We start from the raw sequence: 25,544 nt of genomic DNA on the forward strand, positions 1-25,544 counted from the left end.
CGTCAGGCCTCGATTCCGTGCCGGTTCAGGAAGTCCGCGCCGCCATCCAACCATTGGCGGGTGTCGAACCATTGGATTGTCGCGGAGAATCCATATGGCTACCCTGATGTTCGGCCCGGGGTTCATTCGGGCCGTATCGGAGGAGAGCGGCCCCATGCCGGTCGAGTTTCTGTTCGTGTCGCTGGTCGTCGTGCTGATTCCGGGCACGGGCGTGATCTACACCTTGTCCTGCGCCTTGAGCCGAGGGCGCAATGCCGGCATCGCCGCGGCGCTCGGCTGCACCTTCGGGATCATGCCGCACATCGCCGCAAGCCTATTGGGACTGGCGGCGATCTTGCACACCAGCGCCGTCCTGTTCCAGGTCCTGAAATATGCGGGTGTCGCCTATCTGCTCTATCTCGCCTGGAAGACCCTGCGGGAGACCGGCACGCTGGCTGTGACGCCGACCACCGACACCGTCGCCTTTCGGCAAATCGTGGTTCGCGGAATCCTCGTCAACATCCTCAATCCGAAGCTATCGCTCTTCTTCCTGGCCTTCCTGCCGCAATTCGTGGACGCCGACGCAACCGGCGCGGTCGCATATATGGTGGCGCTGAGCGGCGTATTCATGGCGATGACCTTGGTCGTCTTCGCCGGCTACGGCCTCGCCGCGGCGGCCCTGCGCCAGCATGTCGTCTCGAACCCTGCCGTCATGCAATGGTTGCGGCGCGGCTTTGCCGGCGCATTCGCCCTTCTCGGCCTGCGGCTCGCCCTCGCCGAGCGGTGAAATCCGGGCTCCCGATCCGCGGGAAGCCCCTCCTTCACATCGCCGAGGTGCCGGCGGGCTGCTGCTGGGTGATGCAGTGGATGCCGCCGCCGCCATAGACGATGTCGGTGGCGGGCACCTGCACGACCTCGCGGTCGGAGAAGACCTTGGTCAGCGTCTGCAGGGCGCGGGCATCCTGCGGATCCTCGAAGGCCGGCATGACGATGCCGCCATTGGCGATATAGAAATTGATGTAGGACAGTGCCAGACGCTCGCCCTCCGCCGTCACTTGGCGCTTCGGCTGCTCGATCTCGATGATCTCGAGCGCACGGTCCTGCGCGTCGGTCGCGGCCCGCAGCCGGGCGAGATTGTCCTGCAGGATCTCGTAGTTGGGGTCCGCCGTATCGCTGGTCGTCAAGGCCAGCACCACGCCGGGCCGGGCGAAGCAGGCGAGGTTGTCGATATGGCCGTCGGTGCCCTTGTCGGCATCGCGGTCGCCCTCCAAGCCCTCGCCGAGCCAGATAACCTTGCGAATACCGAGATAGGCGGCCAGGACCTCCTCCATCTCGGCCCGGCTTATGCCGGGATTGCGGTTGGGGTTGAGCAGCACGCTCTCGGTGGTCAGCAGCGTGCCTTCACCATCGGTATGAATCGCGCCGCCCTCGTTCACGATCGGCGCCTCGTAGCGCCGCATCTCGAGATGCATGAGAACCGCCTCGGCGACGGCGCCGTCGCGGTCGTGATCGGGGTACTTGTTGCCCCAGGCATTCCACCGCCAATCGACCCCGGCGACCTGCCCCCTGCCATCGACGACAAAGGTCGGCCCGTTGTCGCGCATCCAGGAATCGTCATGCGGCAGCGAGAACATGCTGATTCCGGTGCCCGCGCCGACCAGAATTGAGACCTCGGCCACGTTCTTCGGCTTCACGATCATCGTCACCGGCTCGAACCGGGCGATCGTCCGGGCGACCTCGGCATAGGCCTCACGCGCGGCATCGATGTGGTCGCCCCAGGTTTCCGCACGGCACGGCCACTCCATCCAGCAACGACTATGCGGAGCCCACTCGGCGGGCATGAAAAAACCATCGTCGGCAGGACGCGCCACGAGCACCACCCTTCTTGGTTAAGGTCGCTGAGACTGTAAGAAGCTTATCGCGGTTTGGCAATCGCCCAGCCGATCTGCCAGCCGACCGCGAACCGCGGGCAGCCTCCCCCATAGTTTCACGTGAAACGTCAAATTTCCCGCTAAACTTATTGAATTTCTACGCTTTTTTGCGCTCTGGTGGAAGGTTCAGGCAGATATGCAACTCCTTCAACCGCTCTGGGGGCACTTCGGCCGGCGCCTGCATCATGAGATCGACGGCCTGCTGATTCAGCGGGAAGGCGACGACCTCGCGGAGGTTCGGCTCCTCGGCCAGAAGCATCACGATCCGGTCGATGCCCGGGGCCGAGCCGCCATGCGGCGGGGCGCCGAATTTGAGGGCGCTCAACATGCCGCCGAACCGGTTCTCGACCTCCTCGGGCCCATAGCCGGCGATCGCGAACGCCTTGTACATGATCTCCGGCAGATGGTTCCGAATCGCGCCGCTCGACAGCTCGATGCCGTTGCAAACGATGTCGTACTGATAGGCCTTGATGGTCAGCGGATCCTGCGTCTCCAAGGCTTCCATGCCGCCCTGCGGCATCGAGAACGGGTTGTGGCTGAACTCGATCTGCCCCGTCTCCTCGTTCCGCTCATACATCGGGAAGTCGACGATCCAGCAGAAACGGAAGGCCTTCGGGTCGATCAGCGCGAGCTCGGCGCCGATCTTGGTGCGCACCGTGCCGGCGAACTTCTCGGCCGCCGGCTTCTGATCGCAGACGAAGAACACCGCGTCGCCCTCGCCCACGCCGGCGGCCTGCCGGATCGTCGCCAAGCGCGGCTCGTCCAGGTTCTTCGCGATCGGGCCCTTGCCCGCACCTTCGGAGAAGCTGACATAGCCGAGACCGGCGGCGCCCTGCTCGCGCGCCCAATCGTTCAGCTTATCGAAGAAGCTCCGCGGACGCTGCGCGGCGCCCGGCGCCGGAATCGCCCGCACAATGGCGCCCGATTCGATCTGCCGCGCGAAGATGCCGAAGCCCGAGCCGCGGAACGCCTCGGTCACATCGGCGATCTCCAGTGGGTTGCGCAGGTCCGGCTTGTCGGAGCCGTATTTCAGCATCGCCTCGCCGAAGGGAATGCGCGGGAACGGCGCCGGGCTGACGCTGCGGCCGTCGGCGAACTCCTCGAAGACGCCTTGCAGCACCGGCTCGATCGCGGCGAACACGTCCTCCTGGGTGACGAAGGACATCTCGAAATCGAGCTGGTAGAACTCGCCGGGCGAGCGGTCGGCGCGGCTTGCCTCATCGCGGAAGCAGGGCGCGATCTGGAAATAGCGGTCGAAGCCGGCGACCATCAGAAGCTGCTTGAACTGCTGCGGCGCCTGCGGCAGCGCGTAGAACTTGCCGGGATGCATCCGGCTCGGCACCAGGAAGTCGCGGGCGCCCTCGGGCGAGCTCGAGGTCAGGATCGGCGTCTGGAACTCGGTGAAGCCGGCCGCCACCATCCGTCGGCGGATGCTGGCGATCACCTGGGCGCGCAGCAGGATATTCTCATGCACCTTCTCGCGACGCAGGTCGAGATAGCGGTAGCGCAGCCGCAGATCCTCACCGGGCTCCTCCTCTCCATTGACCTGGAAGGGCAGCGGGTCCGCAGCGGCCTGCAGCGTGAAATCGCCGATCTGCAGCTCGATCTCGCCGGTCGGGAGCTTCGGATTGACGGTCTGGGGGGTGCGCTCGACGACCTTGCCGGTGACCGTGATCACGCTCTCGAGCCGAACCGCCTCGATCTCGGCGAAGAGCGGGCTCGACACGTCGACCACGCATTGCGTGATGCCGTAATTGTCGCGCAGGTCGATGAACAGCAAATTGCCGTGGTCGCGCTTCCGGTGAATCCAACCGGAAAGCCGCGCCTGCCGGCCGGCATCGTCGCGTCGCAGCGCGCCGCAGCTGTCAGTCCTGTAGGGGTGCATCGGCTATCCTTCGACGATCGTTTCCGGGGCGTCGGCGGTCCGCCTCGATGGGCGAGGCGCCGGCGCCCCGGATATTCTTCTGTATTACGGGTTCGGCGGGCGCAAGAGGCATCGAACGCGGCGCTTTGTCAAGTTATCGGTCGGGCCGGCCCGCCCTGTTCAGCGACAGGCCAGGAGGAAAAGACGGCGGAACGGAAAAAGGACGCGGCCGTCCGGCTGCGGCCGATAGGCCCCGGCAAGGCGCGCCCGGTAGTCGGCGAGGAAAGCGTCGCGCTCGGCGGCATCGCCGAGCGCCTCGAGCAGCGGCCGCAGCCCGGTTCCCTTGACCCATTCGATGATGGCGTCGAGGTCGGGCATGACGTGGAGGTATGTCGTCTCCCATAGATCGACGAAGCGGGCGCGCGGGGCCAGCAGGTCGTAATAGACCGCCGGATCGGCCACCGGCGCGTGCCGCACGCGCGGCAATAGCCGATCAGCCCAGGAACCGGCCGCGGCCGCTTCGCCCATCGCCCGGTGGGATGGGGCCTCCTGGTTCAACGGCATCTGCACCGCGAGAACGCCGCCCGGCGTCAGGAAGTCGAAAAGCCGCGGGAACAGGGTAGTGTGGCCGTCCAGCCATTGCAGGGCCGCGTTGCTGAACAGCAGGCCGACGGGGCGCTCCGGCGTCCAGTCGGCGATATCGCCCTCCTCCCAAACGACGCGTGACTCGCGCCTGCGCGCCGCGGCGAGCATCGCAGGCGAACTGTCGACGCCGAAGACCCGGGCATCGGGCCAGCGCCGTGCGAGCAGATCGGTGATCTGTCCGCTGCCGCAGCCGAGATCGATGATCAGTTGCGGCTCGACGGCGGGGATACGCCCGATCAGATCGAGCGCCGGACGCGTCCGTTCATCCTCGAACTTGCGATACTGCCCGACGTCCCAGCTAGGACTTGCAGCCATCGATCACGGCCTCTGATTCGCCGCTCCACCTCGAACGGCGGCCGCGAGCCTATCACGTTCGCCCACGGTTCGCCCACGGCTCGCGAAGTCGCGCCTCTCCCTGCCCATTTGCCGAAGACGTTTTCGCCCTATTGCTTCCCCCTTCCGGCGAATCACTGTATAGCTGCCGCCCCATGACGCTGATTACCGATACTGATTCGCTGCGCCAGCTCTGCAGGCGGCTGGCGACAACCGATTTCATTACGGTCGACACCGAATTCATGCGGGAGAAGACCTATTGGCCGCAGCTCTGCCTAGTCCAGCTCGCCGGGCCGGACGAGGCGGCGGCGATCGATCCGCTGGCGCCCGGGATCGATCTCCAGCCGCTCTTCGAGCTGCTCGCCGATCCGCAGGTGGTCAAGGTGTTCCACGCCGCCCGGCAGGATATCGAGATCTTCTTCTTTCTCACCGGCGTGATTCCGGCGCCGCTGGTCGATACCCAGGTCGCGGCCATGGTCTGCGGGTTCGGCGATTCGGTCAGTTACGAGAATCTCGCGGCCAAGCTGGCGGGCGCGCGGATCGACAAGTCCTCGCGATTCACCGACTGGTCGCATCGGCCGCTGACGCAGAAGCAGCTCGACTACGCCCTGTCGGACGTCACTCATCTGCGGGTCGCCTATGAGAAGCTGGCGCGCCGGCTCGAAAAGACCGGGCGGACCGACTGGGTACGCGAGGAGATGAACGTCCTCACCAACCCGGCGACCTACCGGCTGGACGCACGGGAGGCGTGGCGGCGGCTCAAGGTGCGCAGCGACAAGCCGCGCTTCCTCGGGCTTCTGCGCGAGGTCACAGCCTGGCGCGAGGAAGAGGCGCAGCGCCGCGACCTGCCACGCAACCGGGTGGTGCGCGACGAGGCGCTGATCGAGATCGCCGCCCATGCGCCGACGACCGTGGACGAGCTTGCCCGCACGCGCGGCTTTTCGCGCGGCGCGGCGGAGGGCAGCCAGGGCGCGGCGATTCTGGCGGCGGTGCGTCGCGGCCTCGACCTGCCCCAGGCGGACCTGCCGGTGCCCGCACCGCGCCAGGAGCTTCCGTCAGGACTCGGCCCCCTCGTCGATCTGCTCCGCGTGCTGCTGAAGATGCGCTGCGAGGTCCATGGCGTGGCTCAGAAGCTGGTCGCAAATTCCGCCGATCTGGAGATGATCGCCGCGAACGACGAGGCGCCGACGCGAGCCCTCTCCGGCTGGCGCCGCGAGATCTTCGGCGCCGCCGCGCTGGACCTGAAGCATGGCCGTCTCGCGCTCACCGCGGCCGGCCGGCGCGTCGAGGTGGTGCCGATGCGACCTGTCGAGCGCGGCAAGTCAGAGAGAGACGCATCGCTTCCGAGCTAGCCGGGTCACCGCCCCGCCTCCCTTCTGTCCAGTCCGATCGTCGATACAGGATAGAACCCAATCTTATACCGATGCGGAACAGCCTTCTGACAAGCGGAACATCCTGAGACCGTCGACACCCCGCGAACAAATAAATACATGTCGGGGGTAACAACCGACCAAGAACCACTCCTGACCGTTACGTCTCGATTGACCTCTGTTGGGTATCATCTATGTTGAATTCATGAATTCATGAAACTAAGGTGAGATGAATTCGGCCGCTATATATCGAACGGAATTATGGAGAGGTGCCGTTCGATACCGTGCAACAGTCCTATTTCGCTGACCACTGAACCTTCGGAGTATATATGAACCGGATCGCGCAACTCGCCGCAGCAATTTTCATTAGTATGTCAACACCAGCATTTGCAGGCACTATATATTCCTCGGTCGTACTTGAGGACGGCTCTCCCGCATCGATGTCGCGGGACGCTTGGGGGTTAGGATTCGTTTCAGACACTAACTCCATTCAGTTTGCTACGCCATTCACTACCCCCAACCACGAAACAGTCGCGACGTCACTCAGAGTTGCGGCACGGCTGGAATTCGGAACCAACGCTTTTGCCGTTTCACTTTTCTCGGACGATTTAGGTAAGCCAAACGAACTTCTCACGGAAGTTTTCATTCTAGATTCTCTACGAAGCGATCGAATAGGCCACATAAATAAATATTGGTTGGATATCACGCTTTCGACGGAAATTCATTTGAACTCAAGCACGCAGTATTGGATAAGCTTGAGCTCATTGCCTGGTTCAGATACATTCTTTAAATGGTTCATGCCGAACACTGACATTTCTGTAGTTCACCAGTATCGGAATACAACCATTCCTAACGGCGACTGGAAGTCGTCACAATCATACTATCCTCCTGCATTCGAAATTATTGGCGAAGCAATTATCATCCCCGAGCCAGCGAGTATTTGCATCTTTCTGCTTGGACTTGGCTTCCTCGCTACACGTCAAAAATTCGTAGCGCAGGCCTAAGACTCATAAGACTCAACGGAGAAGCTTTAGCGATCCTCGACGAGGCGCCGATGCCCGCCTTTTCCGGCTGGCGCGGGGAAATCTTCGGCGCCGCCACGCTGGATTTGAAGCATGGTCGCTTCGCGCTTACTACTCCGGCCGGTGCGTCGAGGTGGTGCCGATGGAGCAAGTCGCGGCACGGGGCTGAGGGCTTTGTCGGTCCTGTTACGAACCGGTGATTCCACGCACCGCCCAGGCACGGGCTGTCAGATAGATGGTCCCGTCGGCCGCTACCGGCAGGGACTCGCGAAGGCGTTCCCACAAAGCGATCCGGCGCTCTTCCGAGAGGGACATGCAATAGCCGGGTGCGGGCCCCTGGCCGCCAAGGAACGGCGACCAATAATCCTCGAAATTCCTGAACACCGTGTGCACGTCGAGGGCGCACGTCTCCACCTCGCGCTGGCCTGCGCCCTCGAAGAGATCGGCTAGTGGCTCCGGCCGGCAGATCGGAAACCGCCGGCCTTTATCCAAGTCAGATGCCGCAGGATCAAGCGCGGCGGCCGCGTCCCAGAAACGCCGCATCATTTGCATCGCTCGGGCATAATCCCAGACATAGACCGCCACCGTGCCGCCGGCCCGGGTAGCGCGCCGCATCTTCGCAACGGCCCTGGCCGGATCCGAGACGAAGTTCAGCACCAACCCCGCGACGGCGCAGTCGAATGCCGCATCTGGCACCGGAAGAGCCTGCGCATCGCCGACGCGCCATTCGACCCGCGCATCGGAGACCTGGCTTCACGCATAGGAGAGAAAGCCTTCGGAAGGATCGACCCCGGTCAATCGGCGCGGCACCGCGCGCTCCAGAATCGTCTCGCTCAGCGCGCCGATACCGCACCCCACATCGAGCCACTCTCGATCCGGCGGCAGGTTGAGCCACGCAACGAACTCGCGCGCAACCAGTCGGCTCCATCGCCCGACATAGGATTCATAAGCCTTGCCGCTCGCCCAGACGTCCTTGCGTTCGGATGCGGCCATGTCGGCCATCCCGTTCCTGCCCCCCAAATGGGGCACCTCGCTGGCCGGGCGCGATTATACCACTTGCTGTGCAGGTCTTGGAGAAACAGAAGAATTCAGGAGAACGCAGCGAGTGACGGAGCCGTGCTCTATCTCTCGCCGACCTTTGGGCTCCGATTCAGGGCGCGGCCGAGGGCTTCGAGCCGACGTTGGACCGCCTCGCCCAGCATCACCTCTTCCCCTTCGGGCAGCAGCAGCGTCACCGAGTCCTCGGCGAGCGTCAGGCCGGTGCGCCGCATCAGCTCCGGCGTCGCGCCGCTCAGGGAAAAAGCGAGCCGCAGCGCCGAGCCCATTATGATCGCGCGACGCCGGGCATCATCGCTTAGCAGGGCCCGCGCCGGCTGCATCTCGGGCGCATCCGCATTGCCGCCATAGCGGATCGCGATGGTGAAGGCCGCGGCGGCACGGTCGAAGTGATCGATGCCGGAGACCGGCAGCCGGAGAATGCGCATATAGGCCTGCTGTGCGCGATAATCGGGATGCTCGCGCCAGGCGATGTCGCTGAGCTGGCAGATCGCCAGCCGCAGGCGGCGCTCCGCCGGCCCGTCCTGCGGGAACAGCGGCTCGATCCAGTCCTGCAGAAGCGGGCCGGGCGCGCCGAAGCGGCTTTCCGTCGCGGCGATCTCGGCGCAGGCCGTGAGCAAGGGATCCTGATCCTGCTCATCGGCCGGAATCTGACTGAACAGATGCCCTTCGCGCAGCCCATAGGCGGAGAAGACGATCCGCTCCGGCCTCACCCGCCGCAGCAATCGCTCGAGCAGCAGCGCAGCGAACGGCAGAGTCTCGACACGGCGTCGCGACAGCCCTGCGATCGAAGCCAGGGAGCGCTTGCCCAGACGGCCGATCACCCGGGCCAGATCCTCGGCCTGCCGACGGGGGATGGCGTAGTGATGGATGACATGAAGCGGATATTTGGTCTGCTCCATATGGATGCGAGCCAGGGTTCGCCAAGCCCCGCCCACTGGGTAGAAGGTTCGGCCGCGAAGATCCGTCAGCCATGGCACGCGATCGAGCTGCGCATCAATGGCGGCGCGCGCCACCTCGCGGTCGCCCAACGCCGCCTCCTTCAGCCGCAATGGCCCGAGCGGCAGCGTGATGTGGCTGCCCACCACGCCTCCGGGAGCACCCTTCTCGAGCGCGACCAGCTCCAGGCTGGCGCCGCCGAGGTCGCCCATCAGCCCGTCGGCGTCTGGAATCCCCGCGACCACGCCGAGCGCCGACAGCCGCGCCTCGTCCTCGCCCGAAATGACTCGCACCGGAACGCCGCAGCGGCGCTCCACCTCGGCCACGAACTCGGCACCGTTCGCCGCGTCGCGGACGGCCGCCGTGGCGAGGAGATCGAGCCGCCGGACCCCCATCGTCTGGGCCAGGCGGACGAAGCGAACGAGATTGGGCAACGCCAGCGCCGCGCCGGCATCGTTCAGTCGTCCCGTCGCGTCGATCCCGCGCCCGAGGCCGCACAGCACCTTCTCGTTAAACACCGGAAGCGGCGAGCGCGACGGGCGGTCGAACACGACCAGGCGGATGGAGTTGGAGCCGATATCGACCACCGCGACTCGGGTGGCCTCCTGATCCTGCGGTCCGCCCTGTGGGGCCATGCCCGATTCCAATTAGGCTTTCTTGAGAAACAGGTGCGGTGCCTGCTTCGCCTGCCTGATGGCGCTGCCGCGCCCGGACAGGCTGGGATTGGTCATGAAGAAGTTATGGGCGGAGAAGCCCGTCTCCCCGCCCCGCAGGCGCGTGTACCGGCCACCAGAGCCGAGGATCCAGCTCTGCACGTCGTCTTTCAAATTGGCGACCATGATCTGATCGAGGACCTGCTGATGCACTGTCGGGTTCTCGATCGGCACGAGAGTCTCGACACGACGATCGAAGTTGCGCGGCATCCAATCCGCAGAGGAGATATAAACCTTGGCGCTCCGTGACGGCAAGCGGTGACCGGCACCGAAGCAGATGATTCGCGAATGCTCGAGAAAGCGGCCGATGATGCTCTTCACCCGGATGTTCTCCGACAGGCCCGGCACGCCGGGGCGCAGGCAGCAGATGCCGCGGATCACCAGATTGATCACGACTCCCGCCTGGGAGGCCCGGTAGAGCGCCTCGATCAGTTCCGGATCGACGAGCGAATTCAGCTTAACCCAGATCGTACCCGGCCGGCCGGCCGCGACATGGGCGATCTCGTCTTCGATCAGCTCCAGGATCTTGGGCCGCAGCGTGAGGGGCGCGATCGCGATCTTCTCCATCCGCTCCGGCTGGGCCGAACCGGTCATGTAATTGAACAGCCGCGCCGCGTCGTGGCACAGCCCGGGATCGCAAGTGAAGAAGGACAGGTCGGTATAGATCTTCGCGTTGACCGGGTGATAATTGCCGGTGCCGAAATGGACATAAGTGCGCAAGGCGCCACCTTCGCGGCGCACCACCATCGACACCTTGGCGTGGGTCTTTAGCTCCAGGAAGCCGTAGGCCACCTGGACGCCCGCGCGCTCAAGATCGCGCGCCCAGCGAATGTTCGCCTCCTCGTCGAACCGCGCCTTCAGCTCGACCAAGGCGGTCACCGACTTGCCCGCCTCGGCCGCCTCGATCAGCGCCTTCACGACCGGCGAGTCGTCGGTCGTCCGGTAGAGCGTCTGCTTGATGGCGACGACCGACGGGTCGCGCGCCGCCTGGCGGACGAACTGCACCACCACGTCGAAGCTCTCATAGGGATGATGGACGATAATGTCCTTCTGGCGGATTGCCGCGAAGCAATCGCCGCCCATGTCGCGAATCCGTTCGGGAAACCGGGCGTTGTAGGGCTGAAACTTCAGGTCCGGCCGCTCGTCGATGATCAGCTTCGACGTGCTGGCGAGGCCCAGCAGCCCGTCGAGCACGAAGACGTCGCTCTCTGGCACGGCAAGCTCGTCGGTGACGAAGGCCAGCAGGTCCTCCGGCATCGCGGCATTCACCTTCAGGCGAATGACATTGCCGCGCCGACGCCGCTTCAGGGCGCTCTCGAACAGGCGAATCAGATCCTCCGCCTCCTCCTCGATCTCCATCTCGCTGTCGCGGATGAGGCGGAAATAGCCCATGCCCGCGACGTCGAGCCCCGGGAACAAGCGGTCGAGATAGAGGCCGACCAGTTCCTCGAGCGGCAGGAACCGCACGGCGTCGCCCGGCAGACGGATAAACCGCGGCAACTGGCTGGGCAGCGGCAGCAGCGCGCGCAGGCGCCGTGTCTCGGTGCGGCTGCGCAGGTCGAGCACCAGCGAGAAGCCGAGATTCGGGATGAAGGGAAAGGGATGGGCCGGATCGACCGCCATCGGCGTCAGCACCGGGAAGATCTCGTCGATGAAGAAGGCGTCGAGCCATTGCCGCTCGGCTTCGGTTACCTCCGCGGGGTCGATCACCGCGATGCCTGCCTCCCGCATCTCCTCGCGCAGCCGGCGCCAGCAGGCCTGCTGGCGCTGCATCAGCTCGCTGCTCTGGCTGTTGATCGCGACGAGCTGCTGTGCCGGCGTCAACCCGTCCTGGCTCGCGGTGACGACGCCGGCGGAGACCTGCCCCCTCAGGCCGGCAACGCGCACCATGTAGAACTCGTCCAGGTTATTGGCCGAGATCGACAGGAAGCGGAGCCGTTCGAGCAGCGGATGAGCCGCGTTGTCGGCCTCTTCGAGGACCCGCTCGTTGAAGGCGAGCCAGGAAAGCTCGCGATTGATGAATCGCGTTCCCTTCGCCAGCTCGCCCTTTTCCGGCTCGAGCACCGGCCGTTCGCTGATCCGCGCATCGCTCACCGACTTCTCCGCTCCGACCATAAGCTCCTCGGGCTCAAATTCCTCGGGCATGTTCCCGGACGGCGGCGGCGCGACGGCATCCGCGTCATCAAAGGGCCGCAAAATCTTATATCCTCTTGGTTAACTTGTCATGACGGGCTGGTTCACCGCAGTTCCAATGCTGAAACCGGCTCGCTTCGACGAACACCCGACCATAAGGAACCCCGATGCGATCGCTCTTCATCCTGCGGCATGCGAAATCGAGCTGGGACGACCCGCGGCTTGCCGACTTCGACCGTCCTCTGGCGCCGCGCGGCCGACGTGCGGCCGCGGCGATGGGCGCCTATCTGCGAACTGAGGGGGTGACCCCGGATCTTGCCCTCTGCTCCACTGCGCGGCGGGCGCGCGAGACCTTCGCCTTCGTCTCGGCCGAGAGCGAAGGCGACGTTCCCGTGCGCTTCCTGCGGGAGCTGTATGCGGCAAGCCCGGGCGATCTGCTGCACCAGATCGGGCAGATTCCGGACAGCGTACGCCGGCTGCTTCTCATCGGGCACAACCCGGCTGTCGGGCAACTTGCAATCGCGCTGGCCAGCGGTGGAGATGCCGACGCCCTCAAGGGGCTGCGCGCGAAATACCCGACCGGCGCGCTCACGATGTTGACGTTCGACGCCGGGGGATGGGCCGATATAACCGCAGGCGGGCGGCTGGAGCGATTCGTCCGACCGGCGGACCTGGCGTGACCGGCGGCGCGGCCGGTCAGCCCTTCCAGAACGGCTTACAGTCACGGAAATCCTCCCACACCGCGCCGACCTTTGCGAGATCATGCTCGGTTCGGGCCGCCTGCCAGCCTAGCACGACGCCCATCGCCTTTCCGACGTCCTCCCCTCGCCCCAGCCTTTCCTCGATCCGTGCAAGGAGGGCACGCGTCACCACCGCGTCGTTCAGCGTGCCCAGCCGGTCCTGGATCTCGGCGAGCGCAGCAAGATACCGCCGGCTCGCCTTACGCGGATACAGGCTGCGGAAGAACTCGGCGACATAGCGCATCTTCTTGCCGAGCAGCCGCAGCCGGTGCAGGTCCGGCTCGTCGAGGGTCGCGTGCTTGCCGCCCAGCTTGTGCAGCCGCTTATGGCGGCGCGCCAGGACGTCCTGGGCGAACAGCGTCACCGCTTGCTCTGGCCGCACTGCGTCCGGCGTGCCATCCGCCCGCCGCGCCCAATCGCCCGAATCGAGCCAGAGCTCGAGGGTGAGCAGAAGCCTAGTGTAGCGGTCCCCCGCCAGGGCGGCGCGCGCCGTCCCATGTGCTGTCTCACGCAGCGCCTGCGCCGCGCCCACTACACCCGCCAAGCCCGGCTCGTCCGGCAGCCGCATCCGCAGCGGCGTCAGCGTCTGCTCGACGAACACGTCCCAGTCCCGCGCCGCGCCAAGCTGCCGCTGCAACCAGCGCAGATCGTGCCCCAGCGTCGCATGGGCCTCGGGGGCGAGAAGCGGTTTATAGGCCCCGATCAGCGCACGCATCCGGCGCACCGCGACGCGCATCTGGTGAACGCCCTCCGACTCCTGCCCGTCGAGCGCGCAGGCCTCGTTCGCGCGCAGCTGGGCGAGACAGTTCCGTGCAATTGCCGTGAAGGCGGTCGCAGCGGTCATTTCCGGATCGAGCAGCACCGGGCGGGCGCGCTCGGCCCGCGGCGGCGTATCGGTCAGGAGACCGTAGCCCCGCGCCGCCTTCGTCCGCTGCTCCAGCGCCAGCGGCACGCTGCCGTTGAGCGCGAGCGCCAACTCGAAGAGCCGCCGCGGGTTTCCGGACCGCAGCTCCAGTTCCGCCTCACAGATTGGCAACGCGCGGTCGGCCCCCTTGATCTCGCCGAGATCGAGGGCGAACTCGATGTCGCTGTCGAACAGCTGAAGCTGTCGGACGCTACGATCGAACTCCGTCACGAATACGGGGGCGATCGTCCCGGGAATGCCATTGCCGTCGAAGAAGGCCTGCAGCGTCTCGTCGTCGATGCAGGCGAATTCAGGCCTGTCGCCGGAGATCTCGCATTCGAGCTCCCTATGCACCTGCAGGCCGTTGCCCTGCCCCTTCGGCAGCTTCAGGGTCTGGATGCGGCGTCGGCCCATATGGCGGACCCGGAGCGCCATGGCGTTCCTCGCCAGCATGAGGTCGGGCGTGTCGAAATAGACGCTGGTCAGGTGGTGGGTCACGGCGCGGCGACGGGCGAGCGAACGCAGCAGCGGATTACGTTTCAGCTCCGCGACCCGATCCGGGGGGACCCTCAGCTTGAGTTCGATCTCGTCCGGCATGCGCCCTGCCCAAAAATCGGGGCAGTGACTATAGGGCGGACGCGATCCAGTTGTATGACGGTTTCATGAAATCTTTCGGGCGGACGGCGGAGCCATACTACAGTGTTCCGGGGTACTCGCCGCCGTCGATCAGGAAATTCTGTCCGGTGATATAGCCGGCCTGAGCGCTGCAGAGAAACGCACAGGCCTCGCCGAACTCATAGGGATCGCCGAACCGGCCAGCCGGGTTCTCGGCCATTTGCGCCCGCCAGTAGGCGGCGGGGTCCTCGCCGCTCGCGCGCGCCGCTTCGGCGAAGTTGTCGCGCAGCCGGTCGGTCTCGAATGATCCCGGCAGCAGATTGTTGATCGTGACGTTGTGGCGCACCGTCTGCCGCGCGAGACCCGCGACAAACCCGGTCAGCCCCGACCGCGCGCCGTTGGACAGGCCGAGCGAATCGATCGGCGCCTTCACCGCGCTCGAGGTGATGTTGACGATGCGGCCGAAGCGGCGGGCGATCATCCCGTCGACGGTCGCCTTGATCAGCGCGATCGGCGTCAGCATGTTGGCGTCGAGCGCGCGGATCCAGTTGTCGCGCTCCCAATCGCGGAAATCACCGGAGGGCGGACCCCCGGCATTGTTGACGAGGATGTCCGGGCTCGGACAGGCGGCCAATGCCGCCTCGCGCCCCGCCAGGGTGGTGATGTCAGCCGCAACGGCGGTCACGACCGTACCGGTCGCCCGGCGGATCTCCTCCGTCGTCGCCTCCAGCGCTTCCCGCCCGCGCGCGACGATCGTGACGGCGACACCCTCGCGAGCGAGCGACGTCGCGCAGGCCCGGCCGAGCCCTTTGCTGGCGGCGCAGACCAGCGCCTTTCGGCCGGCGAGTCCAAGATCCATGTGGTAGCTCCTTCAACCTTCCGAGATGTCGCCGCGCGCGAGCAGTTCGCGGACCAGCGGCACCGTCACCCGGCGGTGCGCGGCGAGCGCGGCCCGGTCGATCGCGGCAACGATCGAGCGCGCTGCCTCGAACGACCGTTCGATATGCGTACAGAGATAGGTGATGACGTCGCTGCCGACGAGCAGTTGCCGGTCGCTGAAGAGCTTCACCAGCAGCGCCCCGATCAGCAGATCATCGGGCGGCTCGACCCGCACCGCGGGAATCGCCGTGAGACGCGAGCGAAGGTCGGCCAGCGCGATCGGCCAGCGGGCCGGCGCCTCGTCGGCGCAGAGCAGAAGATGCCCGCCCTGCTCCGCCAGCAGGTTGTAGAGATGCAGCAGGCGGCGCTCGTCGAGCGAACGGAGGCGGTCCTGTACGAACCCGTCCAGGATGCAGGCCTTCGCCGAGCCCAGAAGCCGCGGCGGCTCCGCGGTCGCGAGTGCATCCGGCGTGAGCAGGACGGCGCCGCTGCGGGCCCGCCACACATGCGCGAGATGGGTCTTGCCGCAGCCCAGCGGGCCATAGACCGCCAAGGCCGGCGCCGGCCAGTCGGGCCAGCGGTCGAGCCAGGCGACCGCCGCCTCGTTGCTTGGCGCAACGAGAAAGTCCTCGCCGCCCAGCGACGGCCGATGATCGAACTCGAGCGGGATCTGGGTCATGCGCCACCGCTCGGCATCAGGACGCAGCCCCGGGCGAGCCGCCGTTCCGCCCCCTATTCCGATCGTCGCCCTGAGGCGCCCGCTGCGGCGACGGCGGGCCTCCGTCGTTGTAGTAGCCGCTCTGCAGATAGCGCCCCAGGGCGAAGCGGGCGAGCACGCCGATAACGGCGGCGACCGGCACCGCCAGAAGTACGCCGACGAATCCGAACAGCGAACCGCCGGCCAGCAGCGCGAAGATCACCCACACCGGATGCAGCCCGACCCGCTCGCCGACCAGCTTCGGCGTCAGGAAGTTTCCTTCGATCGCTTGGCCGGCGAGAAAGATCCCGACGACGATGAAGATCGGCAGCCAGTCCGGATATTGCGCGAATGCGAGTCCGACGCTGAGGACGAAGCCGACGATCGTCCCGACATAGGGAATGAACGACAGGATACCGGCCAGCATACCGATGACGATTCCGAACTCGAGTCCGACGATCGTCAGCCCAATCGCATAGAAGGTCCCTAGCAGCAGGCAGACCAGCGACTGGCCGCGGACGAACCCGGCCAGGGTTTCGTCGATCAGCGTGGCCTGCTCGCGAATGACCGGCGCCCACTGGCGCGGCAGCCACTTGTCGATCCGGGCAACCATCTCGTCCCAGTCTCGCAGCAGGAAGAAGGTGACGATCGGTGTGATGAAGACGAGCGCCAGGACATTGACGATGGCGAGTCCGCCGCTCAGCAGGGTCATCAACGCGGACGTGCTCCAACCGACCACGGTACCGACCTGCTGACCGATCTGCTCGATGCCGCGGCCCTCCAGCGTCCCTCGGACCCGTTCGACCAGCGGTTCGATCCGCTGTCCGATCAGCTCGATATAGTCCGGCATCCGCTCGATCAGCGCGATCACCTGCCTGTAGACCAGAGGGCCGAGCGAGAGGAGAACGGCCGCGAACAGGATCACGAAGGCACCGGTGACGATGACGGTGGAGAGCGTGCGCGACAACCCCCACTTCTCCAGGCGATCGCAGATCGGATCGAGCAGATATGCCACCGCCATGCCGGCGACGAACGGCAACAGGACGCTGCGAAGCAGATACAAACTCAGCAATACGAGCAGCAATCCGCCGGCCCAGAGGGCGATCTTTCGCTCGGTCGACATCTAGAGATTCTCCATGCGACCGATCCGCCATCCCCAGATGACCAGGTAGGCTGCGCCGGACAGGAAGGTGGTCGCCGCCACGACATGGATCAGCAGCGGCCCAAGCCCGTAATCATCGATCCCGAGCCCGAGATTCGCGAGTAGGACCGTGACAAGCAGTATCTGCGCCGTCGTGTTCAGCTTGCTGATGAACAGCGGCTGCATCTTCAGAGATTGGGTCAGCGTATGATAGAGCAAGGCGCCGCCGATGATCAGAAGATCGCGAAACACCACGAGAATCACCAGCCAGCTGTCGATGCTGCCTTGATAGCCGAGCGTGATGTAGACGCTGACCAGGAGCGACTTGTCGGCCAGCGGATCGAGGTAAGCGCCGAGCGTCGTGCGGACGTCGTAGCTCTTGGCGATGAATCCGTCCAGCGCATCGGAGATGCCGGCGGCGATGAACAACCAGAATGCCTCGGTGAACCGGCCGCCCAAAAGCAGCCAGACGAGCAACGGCACGGCCAGCAGCCGGGCCGTGCTGATCAGATTCGGCAGAATGAAGATCAGAGTGGCGCGGGTCACGCGGGGCGCGACTTCAGTTGACGATTGTCGTCGGCGGAGTCGGCGATGGTTGCTGCGGCGCCGCGTCGACCGGTGCCGAGCCCAGGCGGAGCACCCACATCTCGGCCGAGATCAGCGACGACGAATGATTGGCCGAGGCCGGCGACAACGACAAATCCTTCTGCGCCAAGGCCCGCTCCAGCTGCGGCATGTCGCCGACGAAGACCACCCGCAGCCGCCCCTCGTTGCGCATCAGGTAAAGAATTTCGGTATCTCGGACGATAGCGATATCGGCAAGCCGCTTGCGAACGGCGACCCAATCCGAGATCTGCCCGACCGGGACAGTCGCGATCAGGGTCCGCTCGATGCCGAAGCTCACGAGGTTCGCGCGCTTCCATTCCTCCTGCACCATCTCGTCCAGCCGCTTGACGCCACGTTCGAACAGCGTGGCGCCGCCCTCGCCGGCGGTCAGGCTGTCGGCAACCAGACTGTCCGTATAGGTCTGCTGGATGACGCCCGCCGCGTAACGCCTCGCCGCAATGTTGAGCCGCACCCGCCCATCCATGGTGTTCCGTAGCTGCGCCTCGGCGACGATCGTGTCGCCGGTGTCGTAACGTTCGGCCAACTCGTCGAAACTCTCCGGATCCCCGGCGAGGGCTTCCGCCGCGCCGACCGCCGCCACATCGCCCAAATCGCCATATGGCACGACGAGCGGAACGAGTCCATCGACGGCCGGCCGCTCGGCCCAGGCGTTGCGCCAGGGGTTCGGATCGTCCCAAAGCCGGCTGTCGCCATTGGCGGTCAGCACCGGCAGAACCAGCACCGGGTTGCTGACGATCCCGGCAAAACGGACCCCGTTCCGCTCGAACAGCCGGCGTACGGGCTCCGCCCGGAACCGGAAGGTGAGTTCGCCGATATAGCGCACCGCCGAGGTCCGTTCCGATTCGACTTGGAAATCCTGGACCATCTGGGTGATCTCCGCGTCGCTCAGGGGCGGCAAGCGCGCGACGTCCTCGGCCAGCGCAAGCCGCAGCAGCACGCGATCCAGCGCCTTGCGCTGTCCTAGCGCAAGCGCCGCCTCGCGGGCCGCCGCCGCGCTTTCGGCGGTGACATCGACCTCGATTCCGCGGACGGCGAACAGGTCGTTGGTCTGCGCCCGGCCGGCCGACGCGGCAAGCGCCGTCGCCAGCAGCGCCAGTGCCGAAAGGACCAATGTCACTCTGCGGCGGGGGCCAGGAAGGACCATTGCAAAGCCTCGTGAATCAAGTATTTTTTGCCCAACCTTTAGCGAGCATGCCCAATAGTGACGCCATTGGGGCCAGCCTTATACCCCATTGGAAGGAAGGATGCCATAAACACCCGAACCTATAAGGATGCCGGCGTCGACATCGATGCGGGCAATCGCCTGGTCGATGCCATCAAGCCGCTGGTCCGCCGGACGGCCCGGACCGGAAGCGCCGCCAGCATCGGCGGCTTCGGCGCCCTTTTCGACCCTGCTGCGGCCGGTTTCAAGGACCCGCTCCTCGTCGCCACCACCGATGGCGTCGGCACCAAGCTGAAGGTCGCGATCGCCGCCGGTCAGCACAACACGGTCGGCATCGATTTGGTTGCGATGTGCGTCAACGACCTCGTGGTCCAGGGCGCCGAGCCACTGTTCTTCCTCGATTATTTCGCGACCGGGCATCTCGATGTGGAGACCGGGACGGCGATCGTCGGCGGCATCGCCGAGGGCTGCCGTGAGGCCGGCTGCGCGCTCGTCGGCGGCGAAACCGCCGAAATGCCGGGCATGTATGCGGGCGACGATTACGATCTCGCCGGCTTCGCGGTCGGCGCGGTCGAGCGCGGGGCGCAGATCACCGGCGAGACGGTCGCCGCCGGCGATGTCATCCTTGGCCTGGCGTCGGCGGGCGTGCATTCCAACGGCTTCTCGCTGGTCCGCAAGATCGTCGAAACGGCAGCGCTGGATTATCGCGATCCGGCCCCCTTCGAGCCGGATCAGACCCTGGGGGCGGCATTGCTGACGCCGACCCGAATCTATGTGAAGAGTTGCCTGGCCGCGGCGCGGACCGGCAAGGTCAAGGCGCTCGCCCACATCACCGGCGGCGGGCTGGTCGAGAACGTGCCGCGCGTGCTGCCGGACGGGTTCGCGGCGGCGTTCGACGCCGAGGCTTGGCGGCTGCCGCCGGTCTTTGCCTGGCTGATGCGCGCCGGCGGCGTCTCGGACGAGGAGATGGCGCGGACCTTCAATTGCGGCATCGGCATGGTGGCGGTCGTCGATCCGGCCGATGCCGACGCCGTCACCGAAGCGTTCGAAGCGGCGGGCGAGCGGGCGTTGCGGATCGGCCGTATCATCGAGCGGAAGCCGGGAATGCCGGGAGCAACAATCACAGGCATGGCGACGGCCTGGCCGGACCAATAATGGCCCGGTTGAAGATCGCCGTCCTGATCTCGGGACGGGGCAGCAATTTGCAGGCGCTGATCGGCGCCTGCTCCGCCGCAGATGCGCCCGCCGAGATAGTGTTGGTGCTGTCGAACGAGCCTGCGGCCGCCGGTTTGCAACGCGCCGCCGCCGCGGGCCTTCCGACGCGGGTGGTCCCACATCGCGAATTCACCGACCGCGCCGCCTTCGATGCCGCCCTCGATCGGCATCTGAGGGAGGCGGAGGTCGAGCTCATCTGCCTCGCCGGTTTCATGCGGCTGCTGACGGACGCCTTCGTCGAGCGCTGGCGAGACCGGATGATCAATATCCACCCGTCGCTACTGCCGGCCTTCCCGGGCCTGAACACCCATGCCCGGGCGCTGGAGGCAGGCGTCCGCTTCACCGGCTGCACCGTTCATTTCGTGCGCACGGAGATGGATACCGGGCCGATCATCGTCCAGGCGGCGGTGCCGGTGCATCCCGAGGACGACGCCGACAGCCTCGCTGCCCGGGTGCTCGAGGCCGAGCACCAGGCCTATCCCCTGGCGCTCCGCCTGATCGCCGAGGGGCGGGTCGGCGTGGTCGGCGGGCGGACCGTCATCAGCGACGCGGCCGCCCCTTCGGAGGCCCTGCTCAACCCGGTCGCGCTACCGGCCGACGCAGCGCCCGATCCCTCTTGCCGCAATTGAATTTCTTGCTATAAAACCGCATCCGAGGAGGTTGGAAATCATGGCTTCTGACAACGATTATCTTCGCGACCACGAGCGGACCTGGGCCGGCTTCACCAAGCTGATGACCTGGAGCGTCATTGTGACGGTGCTCATCCTGATCGGGATGGCGCTCTTCCTGCTTTAACCCTCGGGTTTGCAGTCTTTTCCGTTGTCGCCCGCGGGCTTGATCCCGGGGTGACAACGGAAAAGAGCGGCGCTCTCGCCTGAGCGCCGGTCAATTCTCAGCCGACGATCTCGATCCCGCTGAAGAAAAAGGCGATCTCGGTCTTCGCATTTTCGGCCGAATCGGAGCCGTGGACCGAGTTCGCCTCAATCGATTCGGCGAAATCCTTGCGGATCGTGCCGGCGGCGGCATTGGCCGGGTTCGTCGCCCCCATGATCTCGCGATTGCGGGCAACCGCGTTGTCGCCCTCCAGCACCTGCACGACCACCGGGCCGCTGGTCATGAAGGCGCAAAGATCCTTGAAAAAGGGGCGCTCGGCATGGACTGCATAGAACTGCTCGGCCTGCGGGCGCGTCATCCAGATCCGCTTCTGGGCGATGATGCGCAGACCGGCCTCTTCGAACCGGGCGTTGATCTTGCCCGTCAGGTTGCGGCGCGTGGCATCGGGCTTGATGATCGACAAGGTACGCTCGGTCGACATGCTGACGGTCTCCTCGTCCGGCCTTCAGGGAAGCCGGCACAAACGTTAAAGTTAAGTACCCGCTTCACGGGTACGGACGAAAATTTCGCGGCCTTATATCCGCTTCGACCCCACTCTTCAACCGCGCCCTTCTTTCGGCCCCGCCGCCATCATGCTATGACCCGCCGCCATGCTTCAGATCAATGACCTCACCTACCGTATCGCCGGGCGTCTGCTGCTGGACCGCGCGACGCTGACGCTGCCCACCGGCCACCATGCCGGGCTGGTCGGCCGCAACGGCACCGGCAAGTCGACGCTGCTGAAGCTGATCACCGGCGAGCTTCACGCTGACGGCGGCGACATCTCGCTGCCGAACGGCGCCCGGATCGGCATGCTGGCGCAGGAGGCGCCCGACGGCCCGGAGAGCCTGCTCGACACGGTGCTGAGCGCCGACCGCGAGCGGACCGCCCTGCTCGAGGAGGCGGAGACCGCGACCGACCCGCACCGCATCGCCGAGATCCATACCCGCCTCGCCGATATCGGCGCCCATGCCGCGCCGGCCCGCGCCGCGACGATCCTGTCCGGCCTGGGGTTCGATGCGGAGGCGCAGGCCCGGCCCTGCAGCGACTTCTCCGGCGGCTGGCGAATGCGGGTGGCGCTGGCGGCGGTGCTGTTCTCGGAGCCCGACCTTCTGCTGCTCGACGAGCCGACGAACCATCTCGACCTTGAGGCGACGCTGTGGCTGGAGAGCTTCCTGAAGAGCTATCCGCGCACGCTTCTGCTGGTCAGCCATGACCGCGACCTGCTCAACAAGGCGGTCGACAAGATCATTCATCTCGAGGGCAACAAGCTGACGCTCTATGGCGGCGGCTACGACGTCTTCGAGCGGACCCGGTCCGAGCGGCTGGCCAACCAGGCGGCGGCGGCGGCGAAGCAGCTCGCCGCCCGGCGTCACATGCAGGCCTTCGTCGACCGCTTCCGCTACAAGGCGAGCAAGGCGCGTCAGGCGCAGTCGCGGATCAAGGCGCTAGCCCGGATGGAGCCGATCGCATCGATCATCGAGGAGCGGACGGTCAGCTTCGACTTCCCCTCGCCCGATCCCCTCGCCCCGCCGCTGATCACGCTCGACGATGTCGATGTGGGCTATGCGCCGGACCGGCCGGTGTTGCGCAAGCTGGACCTGCGGCTCGACATGGATGACCGGATCGCACTCCTGGGCGCCAACGGCAACGGCAAATCGACGCTGGTAAAGCTGCTGGCCGGCCGGCTCAAGCCGCTCGACGGGGAATTGCGGAAGTCGGCGAAGCTCCGGATCGGCTATTTCGCCCAGCATCAGGCCGAGGAACTCGACCTCACCGCCACGCCGCTCATGCTGATGGAACGGCTGGCGCCGATGGCGACCGAGCAGAAGCGACGCGCCCATCTCGGGCGGTTCGGCTTCGGCCAGGAGAAGGCCCTGACGACCGTGGGCGCGCTCTCCGGCGGCGAGAAGGCGCGCCTCCTCTTCGCGCTGATGAGCCGGGAGGCGCCGCATATCCTGCTGCTCGACGAGCCGACCAACCACCTCGATGTCGATTCGCGCCAGGCGCTGGTGCAGGCGATCAACGGCTTCGAGGGCGCGGTGGTGCTGATCAGCCACGACCCGCATCTGATCGAGCTGACCGCCGACCGGCTGTGGCTGGTCGCCGATGGCGGCTGTCGTCCTTATGACGGCGACCTCGACGATTATCGCCGCCTGTTGCTCAACCAGCGGCGGAACCGCAACGCCGAGGCGCGCGAGGCGAAGCAATCCGCATCCGACGGGGCCGATACGCGCACCGCGACGGCACGGAAGGAGCAACGCAAGGCGGCGGCGGAAGCCCGCGCCGCCGTCCAGCATCTGCGCCGCGCCGCCGAAGAGGCCGAGAAGCGGCTGGAGAAGCTGCAGGCCCGCAAGGCCGCGCTGGAAGCCCGCCTCGCGGACCCCGTCATCTATGAGGGCCCGACGGCACAGCTCATGGAGCTTCAGGTCAAGTTCGGCGAAATCAAAAAGGAGATCGCGCGAACGGAGGAACGCTGGCTCGAAGCGCAGGCGGCATTGGAATAGCCCGCTCGACCGTCGGGTACGGACTACTTGTCGGACCAGACGGCAAGCTCGTATCCGTCGGGATCTTCGAAATGGAAGCGCCGTCCGCCAGGAAAGTCGAAGATCGGCTTGACGATTTTCCCGCCCGCCGCCTCGATCCGGCTCTGGATATCCGCAAGATCCGCGGCATAGAGGATCACCAATGGCCCGCCCGGATTGGCAGCCCCGCCGGTGGTGAAGCCGCCTGTCAGCCGCCCATCCGAGAACTCGCAATAGGTCGGGCCGTAATCCTTGAACGTCCATCCGAACGCGCTGCCGTAGAAGTCCCGCGAGCGCGCCAGATCACCCACGTTGAGTTCGATATAGTCGATCCGTCGATTCTTCTCCGAAACGGTCATGTCGGCTGCCTCATGAATCTAGGGGAGATGTCTGGCGATCAGGCTTCGAGCAGCGCTTTGAGCGCCGCGAGATCCCGAGCGACCCACTCGGCGTCGGCCGCAAACCTCTCGCCGCTCATGCCGGGGACACGGAACAGCGTGAATATCACCTCGCTACCCGTGCCGTTCGCGATGACACGCAATGGGATATAGATCTCGACGCCCGGTTCGGGGATGACGTAATGGTCGAGGACGCCGAAGTCGTTGCGCTCGGCGAAGCGGATCCTGATCGGACCTTCGGGGCCCTCGGCGGTCCATTCCCCGTTCGCCTTCTCCAGAGCCGAACCGAGTCCCGACGCCCAGCGCGGGAGGTTCTCCGGGACCGAGGCGAAGTCGTAGACCGCTCGCCAGTCACGGTCAATCGATATGCTGATGATTCGTGCTTCGAATGTGCTCATCACAGTCTCTCCGACGGCCGTTCACGCCATGCTGCCCCGGGAGGCGTCGGAAAGTCTTGAACGAATCGGCCACTCACATGGCGAGCTGGCCGATGACGGCACTCGGGGAAAGTCCGCTCAGGCGCTTCACCTCGCGCGCAAGATGGGCCTGATCGGCATAGCCGGCCTCGACGGCCCATTGCGCCAGTCTCCTCTCGCCGGGACGGCGGGCAAGGGCCAGAAAGCGCTGAAACCGCAGAACGCGGTCGAGAGTCTTCGGCCCATAGCCGAAGGCCTCCCGGCAACGGCGTCGCAGGGTGCGCTCGCTGGTATCGAGCCGCATGACAAGATCGGCGACGCTCGGAACGAGCGAGTCCACCTTTCCGTCGAGCAGCCCGAAAACCCCGGCCATGTCCCGGTCAGCCGGTTCGGTCGTCATCGCCTTCCGGATCAAGCGGGCCTCCAGGCGATGGATCCTCTCCGCTTGCGTGTTCGCCTCGCCTATCCAGTCGGCATGCCGCCGTGCTTCCGCCCCCCACAGCTCTTCGAGGCCGACGCGGCGGTCGACAATCTCCGACATCGGCACTCCAAGCCATTTGATAGCCGCCGCCGGCTGGAACCTGAGTCCCGACACGACCGAACCTGGAGCGATCGCCTCAACAGCCGCCGAACGGTCCGGTCCCGCGACCATAAGGCGCCCGTCGATCCACAGCAGATCGACACAGCCGTCCGGGACCACGATGAAGTTGCCGGCGAGATCATGGGGAATCCGATGCGTCCACTTGCATCTGAAATGCGAACGGAGCGGCGCCGAAGGCAGAGCTTCGGCGTAGTGCTTCGCCGACCCGGCGACAACGGACTCCATGGCGTTATCGATGGGTCATGAGAGGCCGTGCCCCATTCTTATCGCGGCCAACGCGATTTCAGCCGACGCTCTCGCGTCCGACGCGGCGTCGTGGTGGCGCAAACCGATTCCCAAATGCCGGCAAACATTCGGGAGAGTCGTCGGGCGGATGCCCCAGGCGGCGCGCGCCAGCCGAACCGTGCATATGAAGCGATGCTGCGACTGCGCGATTTGCGCGGCGGCGCAGCAGGCATTCAAAACGCCTCGATCGAATGGCGCATTATGGGCCACGAGAAAATCCACACCATGCAACAGGGGGCTGAACGCGGGCCAGATTTCGGCGAATGTAGGCTGGTCCCGGACATCCTCCCAAGTGATTCGGTGTATATGGGTGAAGATGAACTGCTCGCGTGGCGGCCGAATCAAGCAGCTCGCCTCCTCGACGATCCGATCATTCTCCACCCGGACAAGCCCGACCGCACAGGCGCTGTCGCGCCCATAGTCGGCCGTTTCGAAATCGATCGCGACGAAGTTCGCCATAGCTGCTTCCGCCCCCGCTCAA

General features: G+C 65.7%; 25 protein-coding genes and 1 pseudogene. 8 read left to right on the plus strand and 18 right to left on the minus strand.

Annotation, left to right across the window (positions count from 1 at the left end; all coding sequences use genetic code 11):
* The first annotated feature begins 94 nt into the window (after positions 1–94).
* Entirely contained in the window at positions 95–766 is a 672-nt protein-coding gene (locus DT069_RS06965; protein ID WP_425450071.1) for a LysE family translocator, read from the plus strand.
* Positions 767–800: 34 nt separating this feature from the next.
* Here DT069_RS06965 and DT069_RS06970 read toward each other — a convergent pair whose 3' ends face one another.
* The 3 genes from DT069_RS06970 to tam all read right to left on the minus strand — a co-directional run bounded on the left by DT069_RS06970 (position 801) and on the right by tam (position 4,734).
* Positions 801–1,820, minus strand: coding sequence for an agmatine deiminase family protein (locus DT069_RS06970; RefSeq protein WP_119459557.1), 1,020 nt, complete (start codon positions 1,818–1,820; stop codon positions 801–803).
* Between the two features lie 187 nt (positions 1,821–2,007).
* The gene (aspS, locus tag DT069_RS06975) at positions 2,008–3,795 is read right to left on the minus strand and encodes an aspartate--tRNA ligase (RefSeq protein ID WP_119459558.1); all 1,788 of its coding nucleotides are present in this window, start codon (positions 3,793–3,795) and stop codon (positions 2,008–2,010) included.
* A 159-nt stretch (positions 3,796–3,954) separates the two neighbouring features.
* Positions 3,955–4,734, minus strand: coding sequence for a trans-aconitate 2-methyltransferase (gene tam / locus DT069_RS06980; protein WP_119459559.1), 780 nt, complete (start codon positions 4,732–4,734; stop codon positions 3,955–3,957).
* 173 nt (positions 4,735–4,907) lie between these two features.
* On the opposite strand from tam, the gene rnd reads away from it, so the two are divergent.
* A complete protein-coding gene (gene rnd, locus DT069_RS06985) occupies positions 4,908–6,104 on the plus strand; it encodes a ribonuclease D (RefSeq protein ID WP_119459560.1) in 1,197 nt (398 codons plus the stop codon).
* A 347-nt stretch (positions 6,105–6,451) separates the two neighbouring features.
* Positions 6,452–7,126 (plus strand): choice-of-anchor R domain-containing protein, encoded by a 675-nt coding sequence (locus DT069_RS06990; RefSeq protein ID WP_119459561.1) that lies wholly within the window; start codon positions 6,452–6,454, stop codon positions 7,124–7,126.
* A 204-nt stretch (positions 7,127–7,330) separates the two neighbouring features.
* Here DT069_RS06990 and DT069_RS06995 read toward each other — a convergent pair.
* From DT069_RS06995 to DT069_RS07005, 4 genes and pseudogenes are all read right to left on the minus strand, one after another.
* A pseudogene (locus DT069_RS06995) lies at positions 7,331–7,873 on the minus strand (class I SAM-dependent methyltransferase); the annotation flags it as partial.
* 24 nt (positions 7,874–7,897) lie between these two features.
* Positions 7,898–8,137, minus strand: coding sequence for a class I SAM-dependent methyltransferase (locus DT069_RS24910; protein WP_425450072.1), 240 nt, complete (start codon positions 8,135–8,137; stop codon positions 7,898–7,900).
* A 128-nt stretch (positions 8,138–8,265) separates the two neighbouring features.
* The gene (locus DT069_RS07000) at positions 8,266–9,774 is read right to left on the minus strand and encodes a Ppx/GppA phosphatase family protein (RefSeq protein WP_119459721.1); all 1,509 of its coding nucleotides are present in this window, start codon (positions 9,772–9,774) and stop codon (positions 8,266–8,268) included.
* A gap of 12 nt (positions 9,775–9,786) precedes the next feature.
* A complete protein-coding gene (locus DT069_RS07005; RefSeq protein WP_119459722.1) occupies positions 9,787–11,967 on the minus strand; it encodes an RNA degradosome polyphosphate kinase in 2,181 nt (726 codons plus the stop codon).
* 185 nt (positions 11,968–12,152) lie between these two features.
* On the opposite strand from DT069_RS07005, the gene DT069_RS07010 reads away from it, so the two are divergent.
* On the plus strand, positions 12,153–12,665 hold the full coding sequence (locus tag DT069_RS07010) for a SixA phosphatase family protein (protein WP_119459562.1): 513 nt from the start codon (positions 12,153–12,155) through the stop codon (positions 12,663–12,665).
* Positions 12,666–12,681: 16 nt separating this feature from the next.
* Here DT069_RS07010 and DT069_RS07015 read toward each other — a convergent pair whose 3' ends face one another.
* The 6 genes from DT069_RS07015 to DT069_RS07040 all read right to left on the minus strand — a co-directional run bounded on the left by DT069_RS07015 (position 12,682) and on the right by DT069_RS07040 (position 18,732).
* Positions 12,682–14,226 (minus strand): CYTH and CHAD domain-containing protein, encoded by a 1,545-nt coding sequence (locus DT069_RS07015; protein WP_119459563.1) that lies wholly within the window; start codon positions 14,224–14,226, stop codon positions 12,682–12,684.
* Positions 14,227–14,323: 97 nt separating this feature from the next.
* Positions 14,324–15,103, minus strand: coding sequence for an SDR family oxidoreductase (locus DT069_RS07020; protein WP_119459564.1), 780 nt, complete (start codon positions 15,101–15,103; stop codon positions 14,324–14,326).
* A gap of 12 nt (positions 15,104–15,115) precedes the next feature.
* Positions 15,116–15,802, minus strand: a complete 687-nt coding sequence (locus DT069_RS07025; RefSeq protein ID WP_119459565.1) for an HdaA/DnaA family protein — start codon at positions 15,800–15,802, stop codon at positions 15,116–15,118.
* Positions 15,803–15,818: 16 nt separating this feature from the next.
* A complete protein-coding gene (locus DT069_RS07030; RefSeq protein ID WP_119459566.1) occupies positions 15,819–16,943 on the minus strand; it encodes an AI-2E family transporter in 1,125 nt (374 codons plus the stop codon).
* Positions 16,944–17,507 carry a CDP-alcohol phosphatidyltransferase family protein gene (locus DT069_RS07035; RefSeq protein WP_425450073.1) on the minus strand — a complete coding sequence of 188 codons (564 nt, stop codon included), beginning with the start codon at positions 17,505–17,507 and terminating at the stop codon, positions 16,944–16,946.
* Between the two features lie 13 nt (positions 17,508–17,520).
* Positions 17,521–18,732 (minus strand): DUF2066 domain-containing protein, encoded by a 1,212-nt coding sequence (locus DT069_RS07040; protein ID WP_119459567.1) that lies wholly within the window; start codon positions 18,730–18,732, stop codon positions 17,521–17,523.
* Between the two features lie 66 nt (positions 18,733–18,798).
* Between DT069_RS07040 and purM the strand changes: the two genes are divergently transcribed.
* Genes purM through DT069_RS07055 form a run of 3 tightly spaced genes read left to right on the plus strand, consistent with a single transcriptional unit; the run spans position 18,799 to position 20,760 of the window.
* Complete coding sequence (gene purM, locus DT069_RS07045) at positions 18,799–19,905, plus strand: phosphoribosylformylglycinamidine cyclo-ligase (protein WP_425450087.1); 1,107 nt, start codon at positions 18,799–18,801, stop codon at positions 19,903–19,905.
* The gene (gene purN / locus DT069_RS07050) at positions 19,905–20,594 is read left to right on the plus strand and encodes a phosphoribosylglycinamide formyltransferase (RefSeq protein WP_119459568.1); all 690 of its coding nucleotides are present in this window, start codon (positions 19,905–19,907) and stop codon (positions 20,592–20,594) included. The genes purM and purN overlap by 1 nt, the downstream gene beginning before the upstream one ends.
* A gap of 40 nt (positions 20,595–20,634) precedes the next feature.
* Positions 20,635–20,760, plus strand: coding sequence for an aa3-type cytochrome c oxidase subunit IV (locus DT069_RS07055; protein WP_119459569.1), 126 nt, complete (start codon positions 20,635–20,637; stop codon positions 20,758–20,760).
* Between the two features lie 97 nt (positions 20,761–20,857).
* Here the strand turns inward: DT069_RS07055 and ndk are convergent, their stop codons facing one another.
* Entirely contained in the window at positions 20,858–21,280 is a 423-nt protein-coding gene (ndk, locus tag DT069_RS07060) for a nucleoside-diphosphate kinase (protein ID WP_119459570.1), read from the minus strand.
* Positions 21,281–21,449: 169 nt separating this feature from the next.
* On the opposite strand from ndk, the gene DT069_RS07065 reads away from it, so the two are divergent.
* Positions 21,450–23,345, plus strand: a complete 1,896-nt coding sequence (locus DT069_RS07065) for an ABC-F family ATP-binding cassette domain-containing protein (RefSeq protein ID WP_119459571.1) — start codon at positions 21,450–21,452, stop codon at positions 23,343–23,345.
* 23 nt (positions 23,346–23,368) lie between these two features.
* Here DT069_RS07065 and DT069_RS07070 read toward each other — a convergent pair whose 3' ends face one another.
* From DT069_RS07070 to DT069_RS07085, 4 genes are all read right to left on the minus strand, one after another.
* Positions 23,369–23,722, minus strand: a complete 354-nt coding sequence (locus tag DT069_RS07070; RefSeq protein WP_119459572.1) for a VOC family protein — start codon at positions 23,720–23,722, stop codon at positions 23,369–23,371.
* Positions 23,723–23,760: 38 nt separating this feature from the next.
* Entirely contained in the window at positions 23,761–24,159 is a 399-nt protein-coding gene (locus tag DT069_RS07075) for an SRPBCC family protein (protein WP_119459573.1), read from the minus strand.
* Positions 24,160–24,232: 73 nt separating this feature from the next.
* A complete protein-coding gene (locus tag DT069_RS07080; RefSeq protein ID WP_119459574.1) occupies positions 24,233–25,003 on the minus strand; it encodes a helix-turn-helix domain-containing protein in 771 nt (256 codons plus the stop codon).
* Positions 25,004–25,018: 15 nt separating this feature from the next.
* Positions 25,019–25,522, minus strand: coding sequence for an exonuclease domain-containing protein (locus DT069_RS07085; protein WP_119459575.1), 504 nt, complete (start codon positions 25,520–25,522; stop codon positions 25,019–25,021).
* Between the last annotated feature and the right edge of the window lie 22 nt (positions 25,523–25,544).

The organism is Virgifigura deserti, assembly GCA_003576685.1.
GTDB lineage: Bacteria > Pseudomonadota > Alphaproteobacteria > Dongiales > Dongiaceae > Virgifigura > Virgifigura deserti.

Bases quoted from the DNA above. Each gene is read 5' to 3' on its own strand.
- DT069_RS07015 (WP_119459563.1), bottom strand. From the start codon at position 14,226: ATGCCGGACGAGATCGAACTCAAGCTGAGGGTCCCCCCGGATCGGGTC.
- DT069_RS07005 (WP_119459722.1), bottom strand. From the start codon at position 11,967: ATGGTCGGAGCGGAGAAGTCGGTGAGCGATGCGCGGATCAGCGAACGG.
- ndk (WP_119459570.1), bottom strand. From the start codon at position 21,280: ATGTCGACCGAGCGTACCTTGTCGATCATCAAGCCCGATGCCACGCGC.
- DT069_RS07080 (WP_119459574.1), bottom strand. From the start codon at position 25,003: ATGGAGTCCGTTGTCGCCGGGTCGGCGAAGCACTACGCCGAAGCTCTG.
- DT069_RS07000 (WP_119459721.1), bottom strand. From the start codon at position 9,774: ATGGCCCCACAGGGCGGACCGCAGGATCAGGAGGCCACCCGAGTCGCG.
- rnd (WP_119459560.1), top strand. From the start codon at position 4,908: ATGACGCTGATTACCGATACTGATTCGCTGCGCCAGCTCTGCAGGCGG.
- DT069_RS07065 (WP_119459571.1), top strand. From the start codon at position 21,450: ATGCTTCAGATCAATGACCTCACCTACCGTATCGCCGGGCGTCTGCTG.
- DT069_RS07030 (WP_119459566.1), bottom strand. From the start codon at position 16,943: ATGTCGACCGAGCGAAAGATCGCCCTCTGGGCCGGCGGATTGCTGCTC.
- DT069_RS06990 (WP_119459561.1), top strand. From the start codon at position 6,452: ATGAACCGGATCGCGCAACTCGCCGCAGCAATTTTCATTAGTATGTCA.
- DT069_RS06965 (WP_425450071.1), top strand. From the start codon at position 95: ATGGCTACCCTGATGTTCGGCCCGGGGTTCATTCGGGCCGTATCGGAG.
- purN (WP_119459568.1), top strand. From the start codon at position 19,905: ATGGCCCGGTTGAAGATCGCCGTCCTGATCTCGGGACGGGGCAGCAAT.
- DT069_RS24910 (WP_425450072.1), bottom strand. From the start codon at position 8,137: ATGGCCGCATCCGAACGCAAGGACGTCTGGGCGAGCGGCAAGGCTTAT.
- DT069_RS07020 (WP_119459564.1), bottom strand. From the start codon at position 15,103: ATGGATCTTGGACTCGCCGGCCGAAAGGCGCTGGTCTGCGCCGCCAGC.
- DT069_RS07085 (WP_119459575.1), bottom strand. From the start codon at position 25,522: ATGGCGAACTTCGTCGCGATCGATTTCGAAACGGCCGACTATGGGCGC.
- DT069_RS07025 (WP_119459565.1), bottom strand. From the start codon at position 15,802: ATGACCCAGATCCCGCTCGAGTTCGATCATCGGCCGTCGCTGGGCGGC.
- aspS (WP_119459558.1), bottom strand. From the start codon at position 3,795: ATGCACCCCTACAGGACTGACAGCTGCGGCGCGCTGCGACGCGACGAT.
- DT069_RS07070 (WP_119459572.1), bottom strand. From the start codon at position 23,722: ATGACCGTTTCGGAGAAGAATCGACGGATCGACTATATCGAACTCAAC.
- DT069_RS07055 (WP_119459569.1), top strand. From the start codon at position 20,635: ATGGCTTCTGACAACGATTATCTTCGCGACCACGAGCGGACCTGGGCC.
- DT069_RS07040 (WP_119459567.1), bottom strand. From the start codon at position 18,732: ATGGTCCTTCCTGGCCCCCGCCGCAGAGTGACATTGGTCCTTTCGGCA.
- tam (WP_119459559.1), bottom strand. From the start codon at position 4,734: ATGGCTGCAAGTCCTAGCTGGGACGTCGGGCAGTATCGCAAGTTCGAG.
- DT069_RS06970 (WP_119459557.1), bottom strand. From the start codon at position 1,820: ATGCCCGCCGAGTGGGCTCCGCATAGTCGTTGCTGGATGGAGTGGCCG.
- DT069_RS07010 (WP_119459562.1), top strand. From the start codon at position 12,153: ATGCGATCGCTCTTCATCCTGCGGCATGCGAAATCGAGCTGGGACGAC.
- DT069_RS07075 (WP_119459573.1), bottom strand. From the start codon at position 24,159: ATGAGCACATTCGAAGCACGAATCATCAGCATATCGATTGACCGTGAC.